At 36.0% G+C, this 19,683-nt stretch carries 17 protein-coding genes and 1 pseudogene; 6 read left to right on the top strand and 12 right to left on the bottom strand.

The features are described from left to right. Positions 1–42: 42 nt before the first annotated feature. The 4 genes from EK386_RS17645 to EK386_RS17660 form a co-directional block, all read right to left on the bottom strand. Complete coding sequence (locus tag EK386_RS17645; RefSeq protein ID WP_126660499.1) at positions 43–2,595, bottom strand: chemotaxis protein CheW; 2,553 nt, start codon at positions 2,593–2,595, stop codon at positions 43–45. 11 nt (positions 2,596–2,606) lie between these two features. After that, entirely contained in the window at positions 2,607–3,056 is a 450-nt protein-coding gene (locus tag EK386_RS17650) for a chemotaxis protein CheW (protein ID WP_246027717.1), read from the bottom strand. An 82-nt stretch (positions 3,057–3,138) separates the two neighbouring features. After that, positions 3,139–4,722, bottom strand: coding sequence for a methyl-accepting chemotaxis protein (locus EK386_RS17655; protein ID WP_246027718.1), 1,584 nt, complete (start codon positions 4,720–4,722; stop codon positions 3,139–3,141). A gap of 195 nt (positions 4,723–4,917) precedes the next feature. Continuing rightward, positions 4,918–6,501 (bottom strand): methyl-accepting chemotaxis protein, encoded by a 1,584-nt coding sequence (locus EK386_RS17660; protein WP_126660500.1) that lies wholly within the window; start codon positions 6,499–6,501, stop codon positions 4,918–4,920. 377 nt (positions 6,502–6,878) lie between these two features. Here EK386_RS17660 and EK386_RS17665 point away from each other — a divergent pair, with 377 nt between their 5' ends. The 4 genes from EK386_RS17665 to EK386_RS17680 all read left to right on the top strand — a co-directional run bounded on the left by EK386_RS17665 (position 6,879) and on the right by EK386_RS17680 (position 9,595). Next, entirely contained in the window at positions 6,879–7,103 is a 225-nt protein-coding gene (locus tag EK386_RS17665; RefSeq protein WP_126660501.1) for a spore coat associated protein CotJA, read from the top strand. Continuing rightward, positions 7,096–7,359 (top strand): spore coat protein CotJB, encoded by a 264-nt coding sequence (locus EK386_RS17670; RefSeq protein WP_126660502.1) that lies wholly within the window; start codon positions 7,096–7,098, stop codon positions 7,357–7,359. Before EK386_RS17665 ends, EK386_RS17670 begins: the two co-directional genes overlap by 8 nt. 180 nt (positions 7,360–7,539) lie before the next feature. Continuing rightward, complete coding sequence (locus EK386_RS17675) at positions 7,540–8,109, top strand: manganese catalase family protein (protein ID WP_126660503.1); 570 nt, start codon at positions 7,540–7,542, stop codon at positions 8,107–8,109. Positions 8,110–8,680: 571 nt separating this feature from the next. Further along, positions 8,681–9,595, top strand: coding sequence for a DMT family transporter (locus tag EK386_RS17680; RefSeq protein ID WP_126660504.1), 915 nt, complete (start codon positions 8,681–8,683; stop codon positions 9,593–9,595). A gap of 42 nt (positions 9,596–9,637) precedes the next feature. Here EK386_RS17680 and EK386_RS17685 read toward each other — a convergent pair whose 3' ends face one another. Then, positions 9,638–12,013, bottom strand: coding sequence for a polyprenyl synthetase family protein (locus tag EK386_RS17685; protein WP_126660505.1), 2,376 nt, complete (start codon positions 12,011–12,013; stop codon positions 9,638–9,640). 166 nt (positions 12,014–12,179) lie between these two features. Here EK386_RS17685 and EK386_RS17690 point away from each other — a divergent pair, with 166 nt between their 5' ends. Continuing rightward, complete coding sequence (locus EK386_RS17690; protein WP_126660506.1) at positions 12,180–12,347, top strand: DUF1540 domain-containing protein; 168 nt, start codon at positions 12,180–12,182, stop codon at positions 12,345–12,347. Between the two features lie 54 nt (positions 12,348–12,401). Here EK386_RS17690 and EK386_RS17695 read toward each other — a convergent pair whose 3' ends face one another. From EK386_RS17695 to EK386_RS17705, 3 genes are all read right to left on the bottom strand, one after another. Then, the gene (locus EK386_RS17695; protein WP_126660507.1) at positions 12,402–13,136 is read right to left on the bottom strand and encodes a DUF4097 family beta strand repeat-containing protein; all 735 of its coding nucleotides are present in this window, start codon (positions 13,134–13,136) and stop codon (positions 12,402–12,404) included. A gap of 290 nt (positions 13,137–13,426) precedes the next feature. Continuing rightward, entirely contained in the window at positions 13,427–13,810 is a 384-nt protein-coding gene (locus EK386_RS17700) for a GtrA family protein (protein ID WP_126660508.1), read from the bottom strand. A gap of 13 nt (positions 13,811–13,823) precedes the next feature. After that, positions 13,824–14,912: a phosphatidylglycerol lysyltransferase domain-containing protein gene (locus tag EK386_RS17705; protein ID WP_126660509.1), complete on the bottom strand. Its 1,089-nt coding sequence runs from the start codon at positions 14,910–14,912 to the stop codon at positions 13,824–13,826. Positions 14,913–15,356: 444 nt separating this feature from the next. On the opposite strand from EK386_RS17705, the gene EK386_RS17710 reads away from it, so the two are divergent. Then, entirely contained in the window at positions 15,357–16,013 is a 657-nt protein-coding gene (locus EK386_RS17710) for a hypothetical protein (protein WP_126660510.1), read from the top strand. Between the two features lie 188 nt (positions 16,014–16,201). Here EK386_RS17710 and EK386_RS17715 read toward each other — a convergent pair. The 4 genes and pseudogenes from EK386_RS17715 to EK386_RS17730 form a co-directional block, all read right to left on the bottom strand. Then, a pseudogene (locus EK386_RS17715) lies at positions 16,202–17,264 on the bottom strand (LLM class flavin-dependent oxidoreductase). Positions 17,265–17,379: 115 nt separating this feature from the next. Continuing rightward, complete coding sequence (locus EK386_RS17720; RefSeq protein WP_126660511.1) at positions 17,380–17,913, bottom strand: PadR family transcriptional regulator; 534 nt, start codon at positions 17,911–17,913, stop codon at positions 17,380–17,382. A gap of 70 nt (positions 17,914–17,983) precedes the next feature. Further along, entirely contained in the window at positions 17,984–18,730 is a 747-nt protein-coding gene (locus tag EK386_RS17725; RefSeq protein WP_126660512.1) for an ABC transporter permease, read from the bottom strand. After that, positions 18,718–19,434 carry an ABC transporter ATP-binding protein gene (locus tag EK386_RS17730; RefSeq protein WP_126660513.1) on the bottom strand — a complete coding sequence of 239 codons (717 nt, stop codon included), beginning with the start codon at positions 19,432–19,434 and terminating at the stop codon, positions 18,718–18,720. The genes EK386_RS17725 and EK386_RS17730 overlap by 13 nt, the downstream gene beginning before the upstream one ends. Between the last annotated feature and the right edge of the window lie 249 nt (positions 19,435–19,683).

The raw sequence follows: 19,683 nt of genomic DNA on the forward strand, positions 1-19,683 counted from the left end.
AGCTTTATTGCTTGATCCAATCAGTATTTCCATTTATTTTTACTATGCCGTACTAGTTGAATCGATGAAATCCTCATCGTATAGTAATTTGTTACAATTGATTAGAGTAATGACACGATCATCTAGTTTTGTAATCCCTTTAATCAGTTTTCTATTTTTCTTTTCATTCATTACGGGTGGAAGTTCGATTAAATCATCTTGTATTTTTAATACTTGTGTTACTTCATCAACAAGGAAACCAATATCTTGCTGTTTTCCTTCCGTCACAATAATTCGCGACTTCTTCGTTACCTCTTTTTGTTTTATGTTTAACCTACTACGTAAATCGACTACTGGTAGCATAGTTCCGCGCAAGTTGATGAGACCGAGTACATCTTTTGGTGCGTTTACGACTTTTGTCATCGATGGGACGGACACAATGTCTTTTGTCTCTTCAATATCAAAGCCATACTCTTCGTCTTCTAGTTTAAACGTTACAAACTGACGATCTTTTGTCATTTCTAATTGTTGCTGTTTTTCAATATTAAGCTGCGATTGTGTTCCTTCATCGCGTACTATTGACGAAATTTCTAGTATAAGTGCGACACTTCCATCTCCCATAATCGTTGCACCTGCAATATATGGAGGAGACCCAATATATTTACCTAATGATTTAATAACAATTTCTTGGTTACCGAGCGTTCGATCTGCAATAATTCCAATTCGTTTATCTGCCATTCCTACAACAATAACAAATTCCTTTTTCTTTAGATGATCCTCTTCACAATTTTCGATGCCCAGTTTTTCTTTCATGCGGACTAAAGGTAAAACTCTTCCTCGAACTAAACCAAATTCTTTGTCTTTAATCATTTGGATATCCTTTTTATTCAAACGAATGATCTCTAAAACATTGACAAGAGGAATGGCAAAAGTTTGTTCACCAAATTTCACTAGTAATGAGCGAATAATCGCAAGTGTTAATGGTAATTTGATTGTGAAAGTTGTTCCTTCACCAATGACAGAATCGATATCAATAATCCCATTTAATTTTTCAATATGCGTTTTGACGATATCCATACCGACACCACGACCTGAAATATCCGTAACTTTTTTCGCCGTTGAAACGCCTGATTTGAAAATAAGGAACATCGCATCCTTATCTGTCATTTCTTTTGCTTCTTCTTCAGAAAGAGTCCCTTTTTTAATGGCGATGCTTTTTATTTTTTCCGGGTCGATCCCTTTCCCATCATCCGAAATTTTAATGACGATATGGTTTTCTTCATGAGCAGCTAACAATTCCACTTTCCCTACTTTTGGTTTGCCTGCTAGCTCTCTTTCTTCCGGCGTTTCAATCCCATGGTCGATTGCATTTCGTAATAGATGGATAATCGGGTCACTAATTTCTTCAATTAATGTACGATCAAGCTCTGTTTCTTTTCCATGCATGTTGAATTTAATTTCTTTATTTGCTTTCATTGCTGTATCTCGAACCATGCGTGGGAAGCGGTTAAATAATTGTTCGATTGGCAACATCCTTGTTTTCATCATGCCTTCTTGTAGCTCGGATGTGACACGGCTTATATGACTTGTAATTTCATCAAGAATTTCAATATCATCTTCTTGGCGCGAATCTTTTTCAGTCAATCTTGTTCGTACATCTACAAGTCTCGTCTGATCAATAACAAGCTCACCCACTAAATTCATTAAATACTCGAGCTTTTCAACATCTACACGCACTGTTGCATTTACTTTTGCTTTTTGAGGTACATTTGCTTGGGTTGATTGCTCTTGCGTACTTATAGCTGTTGGTGGTGCTTCTAATACTTCATCGTCCACAAACTTTTTATCGATGTTTCCTTCTGTTATTTCATTGATATTAACGTGTTTAATATCTGGAATTTGATTAATAATATCGAATACTTCTCGTTTTACAACCATTGTAAGGACAATAAAAGTCATTTCACCATTAAAATCTTCCTCTGACTCTAGTGTTTCAATGGATGGGAAGGATGCTACAACTTCACCCGCTTCTTTTAAATTGTTATGAATTAATAATGCGCGAACATTTTTCATCATTGCCTCTTGATGAAGCTTCACGGTTACTTCCAATGCGGAATGACCAAGTGTTAAACCTTGGCGAACAATATTTTTCTGGTATATATCTAACTCCACGTGGAGGGTATCTTCACTTTTACTAGGTATCGCCTTTTGTTCAGTCGGCTTTGCTTTGCCATTCTTATAATTATTTAGTGTTTCAATAGATGAAGAGATATCGATTTCATCCAATTTCCCTTCTACAATTGCTTCCTTTAAAACTTTAATCTGATCAATCGTACTAAAAATGACATTAATTAAATCTGATGTTACTGTAAGCTCTGAATTCCTTATTTGATCAAAAACATTTTCTAAATTATGTGTGAGTTCCTTCATTTTTTCGAAACCCATCGATGCTGAGGAACCTTTTAAAGTATGAGCAGCACGGAAAATATTTTGAATAATTCCCATGTTTGTTGGTTCATTTTCTAATAATAAAATTTCAGTATCTAAAATTTGAATTTGTTCATCTGCCTCATCAAGATATACACCTAAATAAGCAGACATATCAAAGTCTTTCATAATTTCACCACCTATCCTGCTAAATGCTCGTTATAAAGCACCTTTTCTATATTGAGTATGCCAATGACTTCACCGTCTAATTTTGCAAATCCTACAAATAAGTCTTTATCTATTTTAATGCCAAAGGGTGGTTCCGTTTCTTCTACATCAAATTTTGTGACCATTTTCACTTCATCTACAATAAAACCAATATTTTCGTTATCGCCTTGTACAATAAAAACGCGATTTTTTTTGTCACTTTCTGGTTGAGGTAGTTGGAATCGCTCATGCAAATTAATAATGGTAATAATGGATCCTCTTAAATTAATAACACCTTTAATTAAATGTGGAATTCCTGGCACATTTGTTATTTTCGGTACCCGCAAAATTTCAACTACTTCTTTAACCGATAACGAATATAATTGATTGTTTAATGAAAACACAACGAACTGCATATTTTCTACATCATTAGAGAGATTCACGACCAGTGACCTCCTTTCTAAGATTCCTTTTAGAGAACCAGGTTAAAGTGTTATCCTTAACCTGGTCTTTAGAAGGCTTTCGTTAAACTTTAAATTTGGCTGCCACTTCATTTAATTGTTCAGCCATTCTTGCTAAGTCTGTTGCCGTTGCAGCAGTTTCTTGTACACTTGCTGCTGTCTCTTCTGTTATGGATGCGATATTTTCAACTGACACTAGAACTTCTGCTGATTGTGCTGCTTGTTCCTCACTTGCGGCAGCGATTTCAATTACTTTTTTCGCTGATTCTTGAATGACTTCAATGATTTCTTGGAACATGTGACCTGCTTTTTGGGCACGCTCATTCCCAATTTGCACTGCATCGACCGAATCTTCTGTATTTGCCTGAATCGACATAATTAAATCCGAAATTTCTTTCGTTGCTTTACCGCTACGTTCTGCTAACTTTCTAACTTCATCTGCTACGACTGCAAAGCCTTTCCCAGCTTCTCCTGCACGTGCCGCTTCGATTGCTGCATTTAATGCCAGTAAGTTTGTTTGTTCTGCAATATCATCAATCACTTCGATAATTTCACCAATTTGAACAGATTTGCTCGCCAGTTCATTAATTTTGGCACTGATTTCTTCCATTCCTACTACCGTTTCACGAATCACTTCTCCACCTTGTAATGCCACATTTACTGTATTTTCAGTTGCACTCGCTGCTTCTTCTGCATTGCGAGACACGGCTTGTACTGCGTCTGCCATTTCACGTACCATTTCGGTAGTATCGCTTGCTGATTGTGCTTGTACTTGTGTACCACTTGCGATTTCCTCTGTACTTGCGGAAATTTCCTCTGAGCTTGAGGCAAGATTCGTTGATTGATCACTAACTGCTTTAATATCTTCTCTTAAACCAGCAATCATTTCATTAAATGATTGGAATATTAATCCAACTTCATCTTTCGAGTTATACGTACTACTAACCGTTAAGTCTCCTTTTGCAGCTTCACCCATTAGTGTTAATACTTCTTTAATAGGTCTTGTAATTAATTTTGAAATTATGTTGCCCATGAATACTAGGACTACTAAAGCAACAATAATGGTGACGATTGATATTATTGTTGCTTGTTTATTGGCAGCTGTAATTTCTTTATCCAATTGAGCACTTTTTTCCATATTGTAGTTAATTAAATCCATGTTCTTCTCTGTCATCTCATCAAAAAGGGTACTTGCATGTTCTGTGAAATAACGATACGCTTCTGCGCTAGATTTTGTTTTAGCCATATTAATTGAATTTGCTCGTTCTGCACGATAATTTGCAATGGCTTCTTTTAATTCAGCTAATTTTTCCTTTTCCACTTCGTCTAAATTACTTTTTTCATAATTCGCAATACGTTCATTATTCCCTTCAGTTAACAAAGCAAGAGCCTTCTCATGTTCGGGTATTCTATTTTTATCACCATATAAAATCTCTAATACTAACGGTTTTGTTTTTTCCATCGCACTCTGAACTTCATTCAAATATTGGGTTGATACATAGCGATCATTGTACATTTCCGCAGCATAATTATTCATCCTATCAGTAAAGACAAATCCTACGATTCCTACTATGAGTAAAAAGATTAAACTTAAAATTAATAGTGTATTAATCTTTTTACTGATTTTTAAATTTCTTAAAAAGCTCATTTTATTCACCTCTCTGATTGTTTCCACCTTTGTTAATACACTATTAATTATTATAAAAATTTGATATAAAAGATATCGCCTACTATTCCTATTATGGGATTTCCGGTTCGTAATACCCTTCCTATTTCTTTCCTATATTCTATTAGGAATTGGTAGTTTAAAAGCTGTACCATTCCCATTCAATGGAGAGCTACGTTAAACTTTAAATTTCGCTGCGACCTCATTTAGATGCTCAGCCATTTTTGCTAAATCTGTTGCCGTTGCAGCGTTTTCTTGTACACTTGCTGCTGTTTCTTCTGTTATGGAAGCGATATTTTCAACTGATACTAGCACTTGTGCTGATTGGGCTGCTTGTTCTTCACTTGCGGCAGCGATTTCAATTACTTTTTTCGCTGATTCTTGAATGACTTCAATGATTTCTTGGAACATATGACCAGCATTTTGGGCCCGTTCATTCCCAATTTGAACTGCTTCCACTGAATCTTCTGTATTTGCCTGAATTGTATGAATTAAGTCAGATATTTCTTTCGTTGCTTTACTGCTGCGTTCTGCCAATTTTCTTACTTCATCCGCTACAACAGCAAAACCTTTCCCCGCTTCTCCTGCACGTGCTGCTTCGATTGCTGCATTTAATGCCAGTAAGTTTGTTTGTTCAGCAATATCATCAATAACTTCAACAATTTCACCAATTTGAACGGATTTGCTCGCCAGTTCATTAATTTTCTCACTGATTTCTTCCATACCTTTTACTGTTTCTCGAATCACTTCCCCACCTTGTAGTGCCACATTTACTGTATTTTCAGTTGCACCGGCTGCTTCTTCTGCATTACGAGACACAGCTTGTACTGCATCTGCCATTTCGCGTACCATTTCGGTTGTGTCGCTTGCAGATCGGGCTTGTACTTGTGTACCACTTGCGATTTCCTCTGTACTTGCAGAAATTTCTTCTGAGCTTGAGGCAAGATTGGTTGATCCATCATAGACGGATTTAATGTCTTCTCGTAAACCTGCAATCATGGCATTAAACGAATTGAAAATCAAACCAACTTCATCTTTAGACTTGTACTCACTACGAACAGTTAAGTCACCTTTTTCAGCCTTGCCCATGAGCTCTACTACTTCGTTAATTGGTTTTGTTACTAATTTTGAAATGACATTACCTACAAACACGAGTAAGATTACCGCGATAATTATTACGACAACCGTAATGATGGATGCTTGTTTATAACTATCTGTAATTTCTTGGTCGAGTTTAGCACTTAATTCCATACTATAATCCACTAATTCGGTAATGATGGCTGTCATTTCTTCTAAGTGTGAGTTTGCATTTTCCATAAAGTAACGGTAAGCTGCACCACTCTCTTCTGTTTTTGCCCTGTTAATTGCATTTCCACGTGCTTCACGATATTTATTTGTCGCTTGAGTTAATGCTTCTAATTTTCCTATTTCGAATTCATCAAGATTTCCTTGTTCGTACAAAGCTAGACGCTCGTTATTTTGTTTTGTAAGATTATTTAACTCTTCTTCTAATGAGGAAATTTTACTTTTCTCTCCATAAAGAATTTCTAATACAATCGTCTTTGTTTGTTCGTTCGTTGATTGAACCTCATTCAAATATTGAGATTGTAAATAACGGTCTTGGTACATTTCATTAGCGTAGTTATTCATTTTACCGGTGAAAATAAACCCAACTATTCCTACTAAAATAAGAAAGGCTAAACCCATTATTAATAGGACATTCACCTTTCTACCGATTGAAAGATTTCTTAAAACATTCATTTCCTTTCACCTCTATTGTTTTATTTTTAAAGCAATGTTCAATTCTCGTAATAGTGAACATCGCTTATTAATTGTTATTACGCTATTAATTATGATAAAAATTCGATATAAAATATATTGCACACTCTTCCTATTGTTAGCGTCCTATTTTGAAAACGGCTCCTATTTGTTTCCTATATCGATTAGGATTTGAATAAGTTTTCCTTGTTCACAGGAAAAATTACGTATGAGTGGTAATAAGTCTCGTTTTACAAATTGATTTTAGGTCACGTTAGCAAAGCAGAGGCTCGCCTTCTAGACACTAAAATGAAAGGTATAAGTAATATTTTGTTTTTTTGTTCATATACATTAGGGAATGCAATAGGAAGGAGGATTTTATGTCTTCGCAGTTTAAATATTGGGAACCTTATATTGGTCCTTTTGATCCGTGTAAACCGATTCGAGTTAAAAGTTATTCGACACCTCCGCAACTGTATATGAACTTCCAACCCGCCGGACTTAAACAATTCACCCCTAAACAAGCACTAATGCATGGTACACTTTGGCCACAATTATATAGCCCTTATCCTGATCCAAAAAAAGGGGGGACTAAACATGCCTAAACAAATGCCCCCAGAATATTACCAATGCCTTGAAGAACTCCAAGCAATTGACTTCGTATTAGTAGAATTAAGCCTCTATTTAAACACACATCAAAACGACCTAGACGCCATTAGACAATTTAATGAAACAGCAAAAAAGAGCATGCAATTGAAGGTTGAGTTTGAGAAAAAATTCGGTCCACTTATGAACTTTGGTAGAAGTTATTCTGGTCATCCGTGGAATGTAGACGACACACCATGGCCATGGCAAGTATAGAAAAGTGGAGCGCGTTCGCTAAGCCCCGATAAGCGCTGGAGAAACCTGACAAGTGTGCTTGCACGCGCAGGAAGGTTTTGAAGCGCTCGAGAGGCTAACACGTGGAACTAGACAACTAAAAAAGTGGAAACGGTTCGTTAAAATACTTAATTAAACGAATGTGAGGGGAGAAAATAAGGGATGTTTTACTATGAGAAGAAACTCCAATATCCCGTTAGAGTAAGCACATGTAACCCAATGCTTGCGAAATTTTTAATCGAGCAATATGGTGGGGCTGACGGAGAACTAGCAGCTGCACTACGTTATATGAATCAGCGCTACTCAATTCCTGATAAGGTAATTGGTTTATTAAATGATATTGCGATGGAAGAGTTCTCTCACCTTGAGATGATTGCAACGATGATTTACAAGCTCACGAAAGATGCCACGCCGGAAATGATGAAAGCTGCAGGTTTAGGGGACCATTATTCCGTTCATGATAATGCACTGTTCTATCATAATTCTTCTGGTGTTCCTTGGACGGCCGCTTATATTCAAGCAAAAGGCGATCCAATTGCAGATTTGTATGAGGATATTGCAGCTGAGGAAAAAGCACGTGCCACATATCAATGGATCATTGATTTATCCGATGACCCTGATTTAAATGATGGATTAAAATTTTTACGTGAACGTGAAATAATTCACTCCCTTCGTTTCAGAGAAGCCGTTGAAATCTTAAAAGAAGAGCAAGGTAAAAAGAAGTTTTATTAATGAACATTTGACGGGTCCCCATCTTGATTAAGGTGGGGATTTTTAGTACGTTGTTAGATAAAACTGTGAGAGAAGTTGTTCGAAGCGCGCTTCATAACGCTATTCAAAGTCAAAATGAAGGACATTTATAACTACCTGCTTTTTATATTCCTAATGAACGACTGAACGGGAGGAATTTTTAATCAATCGAGCTTTCATCACCTCGATGAACGACTGAATGGGAGGAATTTTTAATCAATCGAGCTTTCATCACCCCCATGAACGACTGAACGGGGGGAATTTTTAATCAATTGAGCTTTCATCACCCCCATGAACGACTGAACGGGAGGAATTTTTAATCAATTGAGCTTTCATCACCTCAAGGAATTTTTAATTAATCGAGCTTTCATCACCCCCATGAACGACTGAACAACGTGAAAAATTAATCAAAATAGGATTCATCATAAACCTGATAACGAACTCACCCACGCAGAAATTAATAAATCAATAAAATCCTCTTGCCACAATGTCCCCATCCATGAGAAGATATTTTCTATGATTTAATTCATAGAAAGATTGGTGAGGAGTTTCAATGAATAGTAAAGCGTTATTATTGGGGCTATTTACCGTTGTTATATGGGGATCCACCTTTGCAGCAAACAGTGTAGCTTTACAAGGCGGATTTTCAGCCGGGCATTTAATTCTGTTCCGGTTCGTTGTTGCATCCATTATTTTTGTGATTATCGCTTGTATACCAAGTATGAAAATCCGATTACCTAAAAAAGAAGATTTTTGGAAAATTATGTTCCTTGGGTGGATTGGGATTAGTGGTTACCATATTTGTGCCACATTTGGACAACTTACAATTAGTGCAGGAACGGCGGGGATGTTAATTGGCTCAGGTCCTATTTTTACAACCATCTTTGCCATGATTGTACTAAAAGAACGTCTTGGTAAAATTGGATGGGTTGGTTTGGGATTTGGCTTTGTAGGCATTTGTTTAATTGCTCTTGGTTCTGGGGATACATCTTTTGGTATCGCACCTGGCGTATTTTTAACGGTACTCGCAGCCATCGCAACATCGATTTTTTTCGTTTATCAAAAACCATTTTTCAAAAAATACTCTGCCATTGAATTAACTGCTTATTGCACATGGGCTGGAACGATTCCATTTTTACTATTTGCACCTGGCTTATTAACAGATATTCAAACTGCCACAATGGAAGCGACTATGACGGCGATTTATATTGGCATCTTCCCTACTGCGATTGCGTATCTTACATGGGCGATGGCATTATCCTTGGCTAATGCAAGTTCTATATCAACTACACTGTATTTAGAACCTGTCATTGCCATCATCGTCGCTTGGATTTGGTTAAGTGAATTACCATCTTCCCTAGCATTAATAGGGGGACTTGTCGCTATTTCAGGGGTTATCATTGTTAATTTTTTCGGAAAGAAAGAACGTATTGTACATAGTACGAAAGAAATTAAAACGATCCAATAAAAGAGGTATTCCTTGCATGATTTAAATGCTCGGAATACCTTTTTAGTTTTCTCGATTCACTAGATAATTCAACATATGCTTTAAAAAACTCGCCCCACGAGGTAGTTCTTCTACTACTTCCATCGCTAGACAATAATGCTCCCACATTTCAATTTTAGCTTGATCCATACCTAATACAGTCACAAAGGTTGAACTATTATTATGAGAGTCGATACCAGATTGTTTTCCTAATCCTGCTGTCTTTCCTTCAACATCGAGTAAGTCATCTTTAATCTGAAAAGCAATTCCCGCATGTTTGGCAAAGCGTTTTAATAGCTCTTTTTCTGTATTGTTAGCCTTCGCTAAAATCGCAGGCATAAGAAGTGCTGCTTCAAATCCTAAACCGGTCTTATAAAAACACATTGTATTTAATTGTTCTAAGGATAGCCGCGCACCCTTTGACTCTAAATCCATTAATTGCCCTTTGCACATGTTCGCTGTCATTTGAGCTGTATAACGAATGAGTTCCAACACAACTTCAGCTGGATATTGTAATAAGGTTTGTTCTTCAATCGCCCTTTGAGTTAAAAAGAGCCCGGTTAATTCTGCTGTTGCTACGTTATAAACTTCGTGGACCGTTTTATGCCCTCTTCGCAATGATGCATTGTCTTGTGAAGGTAAATCATCAAAAATAAGAGAAGCTGTATGCATATACTCTAATGATTTCAATAATGGGAGCATTGATGTTTCATTTAAACCGTATAGTTCTCCCCCAGTAAACCATGTAATGATTGGTCTTAGCCGTTTTCCCCCGTTGCCTAAACTATAATTTGCTGCTTCATGAATGGAATCATCAAACAACGTTAGCTTCGAATCCTCTTGAATAGTTAAAAGTAGATTTAGTCGCTCTCTTACGCTCTTTACCTTTTCTTTAAATTGTTCTTGATCTTCTTTATCATTTTTTAACGTTTCAATCATACGGTCTCGTAACAATTTATCAAAAAAATCTACGTCATCGGCATTGTCGACCATTTTTTGCAAAACTTTATTAAACTGTGGAAGTCCTGAAGCAAATAACTTCATCACTTCACTATATTTTTGTGTACCATGTTTTTCTTTAAAACGCTTCAACCCATTAATCGCTCGATCTAATATTACTTCTCTTGTTCTAGCGTCAGATTCATAGACTGTGTGGATTAAATGACAAATCACACACCAGTACAATTCAAATGGGTTTATTAAATCTTTTCTATCATGGTGATGTGTTAGATAGTACGTATACGGTGTAACAGCGCCATCCTTCAAATCATCAAACATATCGGCAAAGTCGTCCGCTAATTGATTATAAATGCCATAAAGAAATGTACGTTCTTCAAACCCATCATCTTCCGTTACACTTATGACAGACCGTGCAATTAATCGAGAAGAGGCTGATTTTAATATAATCGGAATATAAATATCTTCATTTGTGTAATGAGCGTTTGTTAGCTTTTTCCTTCGATCCACTTCTTGTGAGTTAAAAAATACATAAGCTTGCTCAAAAAACTTATGCAACGAACTGGATGTTTGGTTGCGCTTTATATATTCAAAAGCTTCACGAAGTTCTCCGTGGATATATTGTAAAAATGCGAGGCTTTTTGCGGACCACTGTTCTCCTAAATTTGGAACGTCGCCTGTGATCAGAGCGATGCGAATAATCTCGGAGTATTGAATTTTCTCATCTTCAGTTAATAGCTGTGAATCGAGTAAGTCATCTACGAAAGGATATGTTAATCCATAGGAATAACCTAATCTAATCGCTTTATCCAACTTTTCTGTTCTTTCTTTAGCTGGTACGCTCTCATCCATTTGGTCTAAAGTATGCATTAAAACGCCAGCAATAATCTTAATTAATTTTCTCCTTGCATTGACAGCATCTAATCCATCTGGAATATTGTTTGCCACTTCATTTAGCTTGTTCATTAACCAAACAAAAGTTAATTCTATCCCTTCCTTTTGGGCCTTTCGAAAAAGTGTGGCCAAACTAAACATATCTTGATTAGTAGAATTTGATGAGTCGAGGAGTTGATGTTTTAGTCGCTCCACTTCTGTTTGAATCTTTTCAACGGTTTCAGGGTGATTTAGCTGTTTTCCTAAGTCTCGTAAATATAAATAAGAAATACTGCGATCTAAATAACTTTCTAATTTATTCGTGAAATTCAGCCACTGAATATATTGATGATACATTTTCGTACTCGGCTTTTGTTTTTTCCGTGTAAATAGAGAAAAAACGCCAGGATGATGTATATGATTCACTTTCCACGATAGAAAATCTTCAATCAAAGTTTGGTCAAAAGTTTTTTCCACAATTAAATTTTCTAGTTGTTGAAAATATTGCGCGGCTTTCTCTTCAGCATGCTGATAAGTCACCTCAGCATTGAAGACATTCACATCATTCATAGTTGACCTCACCTTTACTTTTGATTTTAACTTCGACCCTGTGGAAAACGGTTGAACATCACTTAATATTATTCTTTTTAAATCATGAAATTCCTTTTAAAACGTCATGCAACGGTATGAAATTCCCTTAAACTGTAAATATTAGAAATGATGAGGAGGTGGGAAAATGGCTACAGATGTTCTTTGTGAGGTAAACAATTGTACGTACTGGGCTTCAGGCAATAAATGTGATGCGTCGAGAATTTATGTTGTTGCAAGTAAAAATGAAGCAGCCAACAGTGCCGAGACAGATTGCAAAACATTTCAAAAGAAAGAGGAAGACGCTATTAATTAAAAACATCTACAGTTGGCTCATGTGTTCATCATGAGCTTCTTCCCCATTTTCGTTCTACTTCTCGACGATAATGTCTCCATTATTTGATGTTAATTTAATTGTTGTTTGACTATTACCGGATTCAGTTGTCGGATTTCTTTTACCGAAAATTATAACTTCCCCATTTCCAGTCTTCACATCAAAGAATGCATCTTTTGGTTCATTTTCTGTTTGTACGTAAATAGTGCCGTTATTTGTTTCTAATTCAATCGGTTGTTTTAAAGCAGCCGTTCTTACAGATATATCACCATTTGAAGTTTCTCCTACAATCTTCCCTTCTATATTTTCTAATAGAAGTTCGCCGTTAGAAGAATCAACGTATAGTGTTTGAACCTTTAAATTATCTAAAATGACTTCTCCATTGTCCGTTTCAGCAATGATTTCCTTCGTTTCAAAACCACTTGCTTTAATTGTACCATTATCTGATTCTATTTGAATTGTCCCAGCTAAACTTTCAGGTAAATACACTTTTAATATTGGGGTCTTCGAAAAGAATTGAATAGAAAACCATCTAAAAAATTTACGTTCCATGTCAATTTCTAACGTATTTCCATTTACTTGAGCATCTATTTTATATTTGTTACGTCCATTTTCAAGCTCCACTCTTGCTGACTGATCTTTTGTTGGAATAAGAATAATGTCTGCATTATTTGTTTCGATTTCTGCATTTGTAAATTCCTTCTGAATCACAACCTCTTCGGGACTGTTCATAGAAAATAAATTAACGAAAGTAACCGCGCTTATGGCCACGAGTAATACACCGATAATAAAAAATTTCTTATTAATAGTAATCTTCCTTTCTTTTTTGTTTCTACGTATAGACTACAAGAAGTTCTTTGTTGTCGTAATGACCCTAAAACGTAAATTCATCTAAGACCTCAGATGTACTTCCATTATATTTGTTCAACAATCCTTTTTATTCACAAGAAAAGCGAAGGCGGCTCGCCTAGCTCCGACAGACACTGGCCGAGGAGCTAGCCGCTGTAGCTAGACAAGAAAAAAGCAGGAAAGAATATCTTCCCCACTTAAAAAAGCGTCCGTTATTGAAATGTCCAATAATTATTTAAAATAAAATTTATAACTGGGATGATTAAAATGGTTACCAATTCACCAATGAAATAATGAAACGCCATTACATTAACGATTAAGAAAATAATTGCAAAGTTTAATACAAATCCCACGAGAGCTACTGTAAAAAATCGCAACAACTTCTTACTTGAAAAGTCACTTCCAAAAGTAAACCTTTTATTTAAATAAAAGGAGAACACCGTCATAACGATAAAGGCTATTGCAGTCCCCAGTAAAGGCTCCTGATGAAAGAGCTCCACTAATAGAAAGACGGATATAAAATAGATCAGTGTACAAATACAACCTACTAAACTATATTTTAAAAATCTAATCGATACTTCTTTTTGTAAGAGCATTGGTCAATCCTCTCTATAGAGCAATCTTTTCATTTTTTTGGATCATCGTTTGATCTGGACTATTCTTTTCAATTGCTTGCTTTTTGTTGATCAATAATATTAATTGTAAAAACATTACCGGTAAAAATGCCTTTTTATATGCAATATATTTAGGCTCCCAGCTAGTCGCAAACTTATCTTTAAATTCTTTTAAACCTCTAAAATTATATTTGGAGTTACCATAAAGATATACTAAGCGAATTGCTTTTTCCGATAGAAAGGCATTTTTGCAATTGCCCACATTCGATAACGGCGACATACCGAGGCTACAATGCTTATAGCCATTTTCCTTTGCCCAATTAAAAATATGTATAAATAAAACATCCATCGTACCATGCGGACTATCTGTAGCTTTTCTCATTAAATCAATTGTAATTTTATGTTTATAATTCGTTGCTAATGTGGCAAAGGCAATGATTTTTCCTTCTGCATTACATAGAAGTGCAATCGGAAAACGAGAAACATAGTCTTCACTAAAGGACACAACAGAAAACCCTTTTTCCTTCACATTGCCTAGCCAAGCATCGGAAATCGATTTTAGTTCGGATAAAAAATGATGACTATAAGGAGGTTCTACTACACGAAATGTAAAATCGTTTTTAGTAAATTTATTTACTCGCGTTCGTAATTTTGCTCCTTTTTTTCCTTCGAGAGAAAACTGCGAAAGATTCACAATGCCTTCTTCCCCAACTTTTAAAAATCGATAGCCCGATTCATGATAATATTGCATATACTCCGGACTTACTTGGTAAAAAATGGGCGTCAAATTATGCTCTCTATTAAACTGACAAAATTCATTAATTGCATTTTTGATTTCAGTTTGTTCCCCAATTGGATCCCCTAAAACAAATACTGTATTGAAAACCCTTTTATAGACAATTAATGCTTTTTGATTTTCCGTCCAAAAAAAGTCTTTATCTTGCAAAAAAAATAGATGGGAGACATGATTTCCTCCCTTTTCCTTTAAAAAATGCTCTATCATTTCACAGTTATTGTATGAAGATACATCTTCTGTAACCCTCTGTTTTTTATTTAGAGAAATGAGATTATTTTTAAAAAACATGAAAGTTCCCCCTGATCAATTACGCCTCGGCGTAATTGCGTCCAGATTTCGGACTCGTGTTTACACGAGTCAACTCCTTTGCGAAATCTGTGACATCCGCCTGGGGCTTTATCTTCATTCAGTCGGGGTTTGAACCCCCACTGAAATCGTTACTTTTATTCATTCATTCCCCACTTATAGAAGTGGGAGCCTTCTGCTGAATGAAGATAAAAACAACTCAACTAACTATTAAATAATATCATACTCATAAATAATACACAGTAGATTTTTGCTATAAAATTACGAAATCCGCTAACAATTTTAGCTATTAACTACTGCATATTCCCTTTTAAAGGATATTAGTTTAGGAGTTAATTCCCATATCAATGATCAATTTGTCGCCATTCATAATTCTCCTTAAATTGCACAAAATAGAAAAGAATCTGTTTCTAAGGAGAGTTTATTGTGAAGCTTTTTAATGTCAGGAAAGGCCTATTTGTCTACTTCGAAAATGAATTACATAGAGTCTATGCTGTAAAACCAATGTATAAAAAATCCGTTCATCTTATTCGACTACGAGATTTAACTCAACAATTAGCAAGTGCAGCAGAAGTTGAAAGGTACCAACCGAAAGAAAATGATAGTTTTATTTTTAATAAAAAAGTATACACACTTTCTAAAGAGCAAAAAGCAGATGTGGGAGATTATATCCTAATCACCTATCCACATCCTGATATTTTAGACCATTATTCCTTAAACGAAATCGAGGTTGTTGCCACTGTAGAGAATAAAGGTGTTATAACAACTAATTCAAATGGGATTAAGCATACCGAATACTTACTGATGGTCCCTGGACGAGACGAAAACAGTCATCCCATTGAATACCATGATCTATCCATCGCACAAGGTGACACCGCTTATTTGGAAACATCCAATACTATACATGATTTGCTTCCGATTATTGGGGATGTTTATCAAAAGTTAGATGACACCTCCATTGAAGCGATGGTAGTTGCTATCCAAGGAGACATCGTTTTTTTAGGCGGAGGATTAGAAGTTCATCAAGAAGAGTTAATGGATCCAGAAAAGTGGGATTTCCTTTACAACTTTCTTGATAAATAATCAATTACGCCTCGGCGTAATTGCGTCCAGATTTCGGACTCGTGTTTACACGAGTCAACTCCTTTACGAAATCTGTGACATCCGCCTGGGGCTTTATCTTCATTCAGTTGGGGTTTGAGCCCCTACTGAATGAAGATAAAAAAGCTGTCCATTTACCCCATTGGTATTTGAACAGCTTTTTTATAGGATTATTCTTCTGGTTCTCCCGCAGCTTCCCAACGTGCAATTTCTTCACGGACAATTGGTGCTACTTCTTTTCCTAGTAATTCAATTGATTTCATGACGTCTTCATGTGGCATAGAACCGACTGGCGTGTGGAGCATGAAACGAGTGATCCCTACTCTTTTACGAAGCAGAATGATCTTCTCGGCTACCGTTTTTACATCCCCTGTATATAATGCACCTTCTAAACTACGTGCGTGATCAAATGTTCCACGCGTATATTCACCCCAACCGCGCTCTCTACCTAATACACTCATGGCATATTGTGTTGGTGGGAAAAACTTTTCAATCGCTTCATCCGTCGTTTCTGCAACAAATCCATGGGAATGAGAGGCAACTGTAAGCTTTGATTTATCATGGCCTACTTGCTCAGCTGCTCGATAATAAAGCTTTACCAGCGCGGCAAATTGCAATGGACTGCCACCAATAATGGCTAGTGCAAGAGGCAATCCTAGCATCCCTGCTCGTGCTACGGATTGAGGTGTCCCACCACTTGCAATCCATACTGGGAGTGGATCTTGCACAGGACGAGGATAGACGCCGCGATTTGGAATACTTGCGCGATGTTTACCGCTCCAATTGATGATTTCGTTGTCACGAATTTGCAGTAATAAATCTAACTTTTCTTCAAACAATTCATCATAATCTTGTAGGTCATAACCAAATAGAGGGAAGGACTCAATAAACGAACCACGCCCTGCCATAATTTCAGCTCGACCATTCGAAATGGCATCCATCGTTGAAAACTCTTGAAATACGCGGACTGGGTCATCGGAAGACAAAACTGTAACTGCACTTGAAAGGCGAATTTTTTTTCGTACGAGCTGCCGCAGCTGCAAGCAGTACTGCTGGTGCAGAACACGCATAATCTTTTCGATGATGCTCCCCAACGCCAAATACATCTAAACCTAGCTCATCTGCTAAAACGATTTCTTCCACCACTTCACGAATTCGTTCTGCATGACTAATGACTTTACCTGTTTTGACATCAGACGTTGTTTCTACAAACGTTGTTAAACCGATTTCCACAATACCCACTCCTCATATTTCTTTACAATAATTTCTTTTTTCATCATGATACATTATGGGGGTATTGGTTATCAATTTATTCGATTAAGGGATGTGTCTACTTCAGACACACCCTTTACTTTTTCATAAATAACTCGGTTAACTGTTCAATAAAGTCAATTTGGATTTCATACTGCTTGAAAATGTTTTGTGCTGTTAATTGCGTAATTTTATCAAGTTCACCTAAAACCTGTCTTTTCATCTCGATGCCATCTTTTTGCATTTCTAATTCAGCTTCTAAAGCAGTTTTTTGAATAAATAGCGCATTTAGTACATCTTCCTTCGACAAATCTTGAATAAACCCCATACCTGTATATAGTTCTGTTGGTAGTTTGACGGACGATACTTCTAATGACTTTTTTAGTAAATTGAAATATTCTTGTTCACCTTGATCATTAATTTTATAAATTGCTTTAATTCGATGCCCCGTTTGTTCGACAGATTCGACCTCTACCAAACTTCCCTTTTCCATTTTCTTCAAAGCGTGATAAATCGATCCTGGTAATATCCCTGCCCATAAATCTGTTTTACTCGTTTGTAGGATTTGCTGAATTTCATATCCTGACATTGATTTAACCCTTAATAAACCTAGAACCATTAGTCTAATCATTCTTATCACCTCAACAATAAATACTCAATGTTGAGTAAAATTTTAGCATAATATATAGTATCCGTAAATATTACGCATACTTCTTCTTTATTTTAATATCCACTTGTTTTTCATCCCATTTAAAAGTTAATGCTGCAAGAATGAGTATTCCAATCATAGAAATAAACGGTACAGCAAAACCAAGGAGGTAAATCTCTTTAGTTACTGTAGCTGATAATCCTTTTGTGTAGTATTCAAATGGAAGTAATTTGCCTACTACTTGAATCCACTCAGGAAGATTGTTTAACGAATAAAACGCTTCACTCATAAAGATCATTGGAAGTTGTATTAGATTTGAAAAAACATTTATTTGTGCTTCATTTTGGGCAAAGTTTGCAATTAAAAAGCCTAGACTCGTAAAGCAAAGTGTTCCGACAAATACAAGAAAACTTGTTAATACAATTGTCATCCACGAAATTTCAACATGTAAAACAACGACTCCTACAAACCATACAATCATATTCATGACAACACCAACGACTGTTCTTGCCAGCATCATCGTAAATACAAAACGAATAATAGGCATTGGTGTTAATTTTAATAATTTGTATACGCCTTTATTTCGTTGTGAAAATACTTGAAAAGCAATGCCTTGCATCCCCCAAAATAGTGTGCTAATTGCTGTTACACCCGTTAAAATACGGATTGACATCGTCTCTTGATCAAAAAACCATCCTAATAAAATTAACAAGCCAATGGGAAAAACTAATCCATAAAAAACACTAATTTTATCTCTTAAAGAAGTTTTAATCATTGAATTAAAAATTACGCTAGCCATTTTTCTTCCTCCTTTAAAGTTAACTTAAAATATAAATCATCTAAGTTCGAAACATTATATTGCTCGCATAAAATTTTAGCTCGCCCTTCCGCAATGACTCTTCCATCATCAATCATAATGACTCTTTTTGCGAGTTTGCTTACTTCATCCATGTCATGAGAAGTAAATACAATGGTTTTCCCATCCTCATGTAATTTCTGGATTAGTTGATGAATTTCATGTCTTGCACGAGGATCAAGAGCTGCAGTGGGTTCATCTAAAAAAATAAGCTTCGGGTCGTGAATAAGTGCAACTGCTATGGCTAAACGCTTTTGTTGACCACCTGAAAGTTTGGATGCTTCAGTTTGTGCACTTTCCATTAGACCACATTTAACTAGTAAGTCATTGATTACTTCTTTTGAAAGATTCTTTTTATAAAACGCGCCAAAAATTTTTAGATTTTCTTTAGTTGTAAGACCCGGAAAAAATGGTACCGATTGGAGTTGAACACCAAGTTGGAATTTAAAGTGATTGTTCCAATACTCGATTTTGCCCCCCTCGCTTTTCTTGAGTCCTACTAACATTTCTAATGTCGTTGATTTTCCTGCTCCATTTGGACCGATGACAGCTAAAATTTCGTTTTGATAAATTGTAAGATCTACCCCTTTTACAACTTCCCGATTCCCAAAATGCTTTCGAAGATTTTTTGCATCAATATAAAACATCTATTACGACCTCCTCAAGTTTATTTACTCAACGTTGAGTATTTAATTATGAATACATAATATTAAACATTTTTCTAAAAGTAAACAACTTTTTAATAATTTTTCCAAAAAATTTTTTAAACAAAAAAGCCAAATCGAGTTCTCGATTTGGCTGCAGATTGTCGACAAAAGGCTTTCAGAATGGTCTCATTCTGAAAGCCTTTTGTCATTTTTCCGGATTTTTGGGTATTATATCGATTTATTTTAAGC

This window comes from Lysinibacillus antri, assembly GCF_003977595.1.
Classification (GTDB): Bacteria; Bacillota; Bacilli; order Bacillales_A; family Planococcaceae; genus Ureibacillus; species Ureibacillus antri.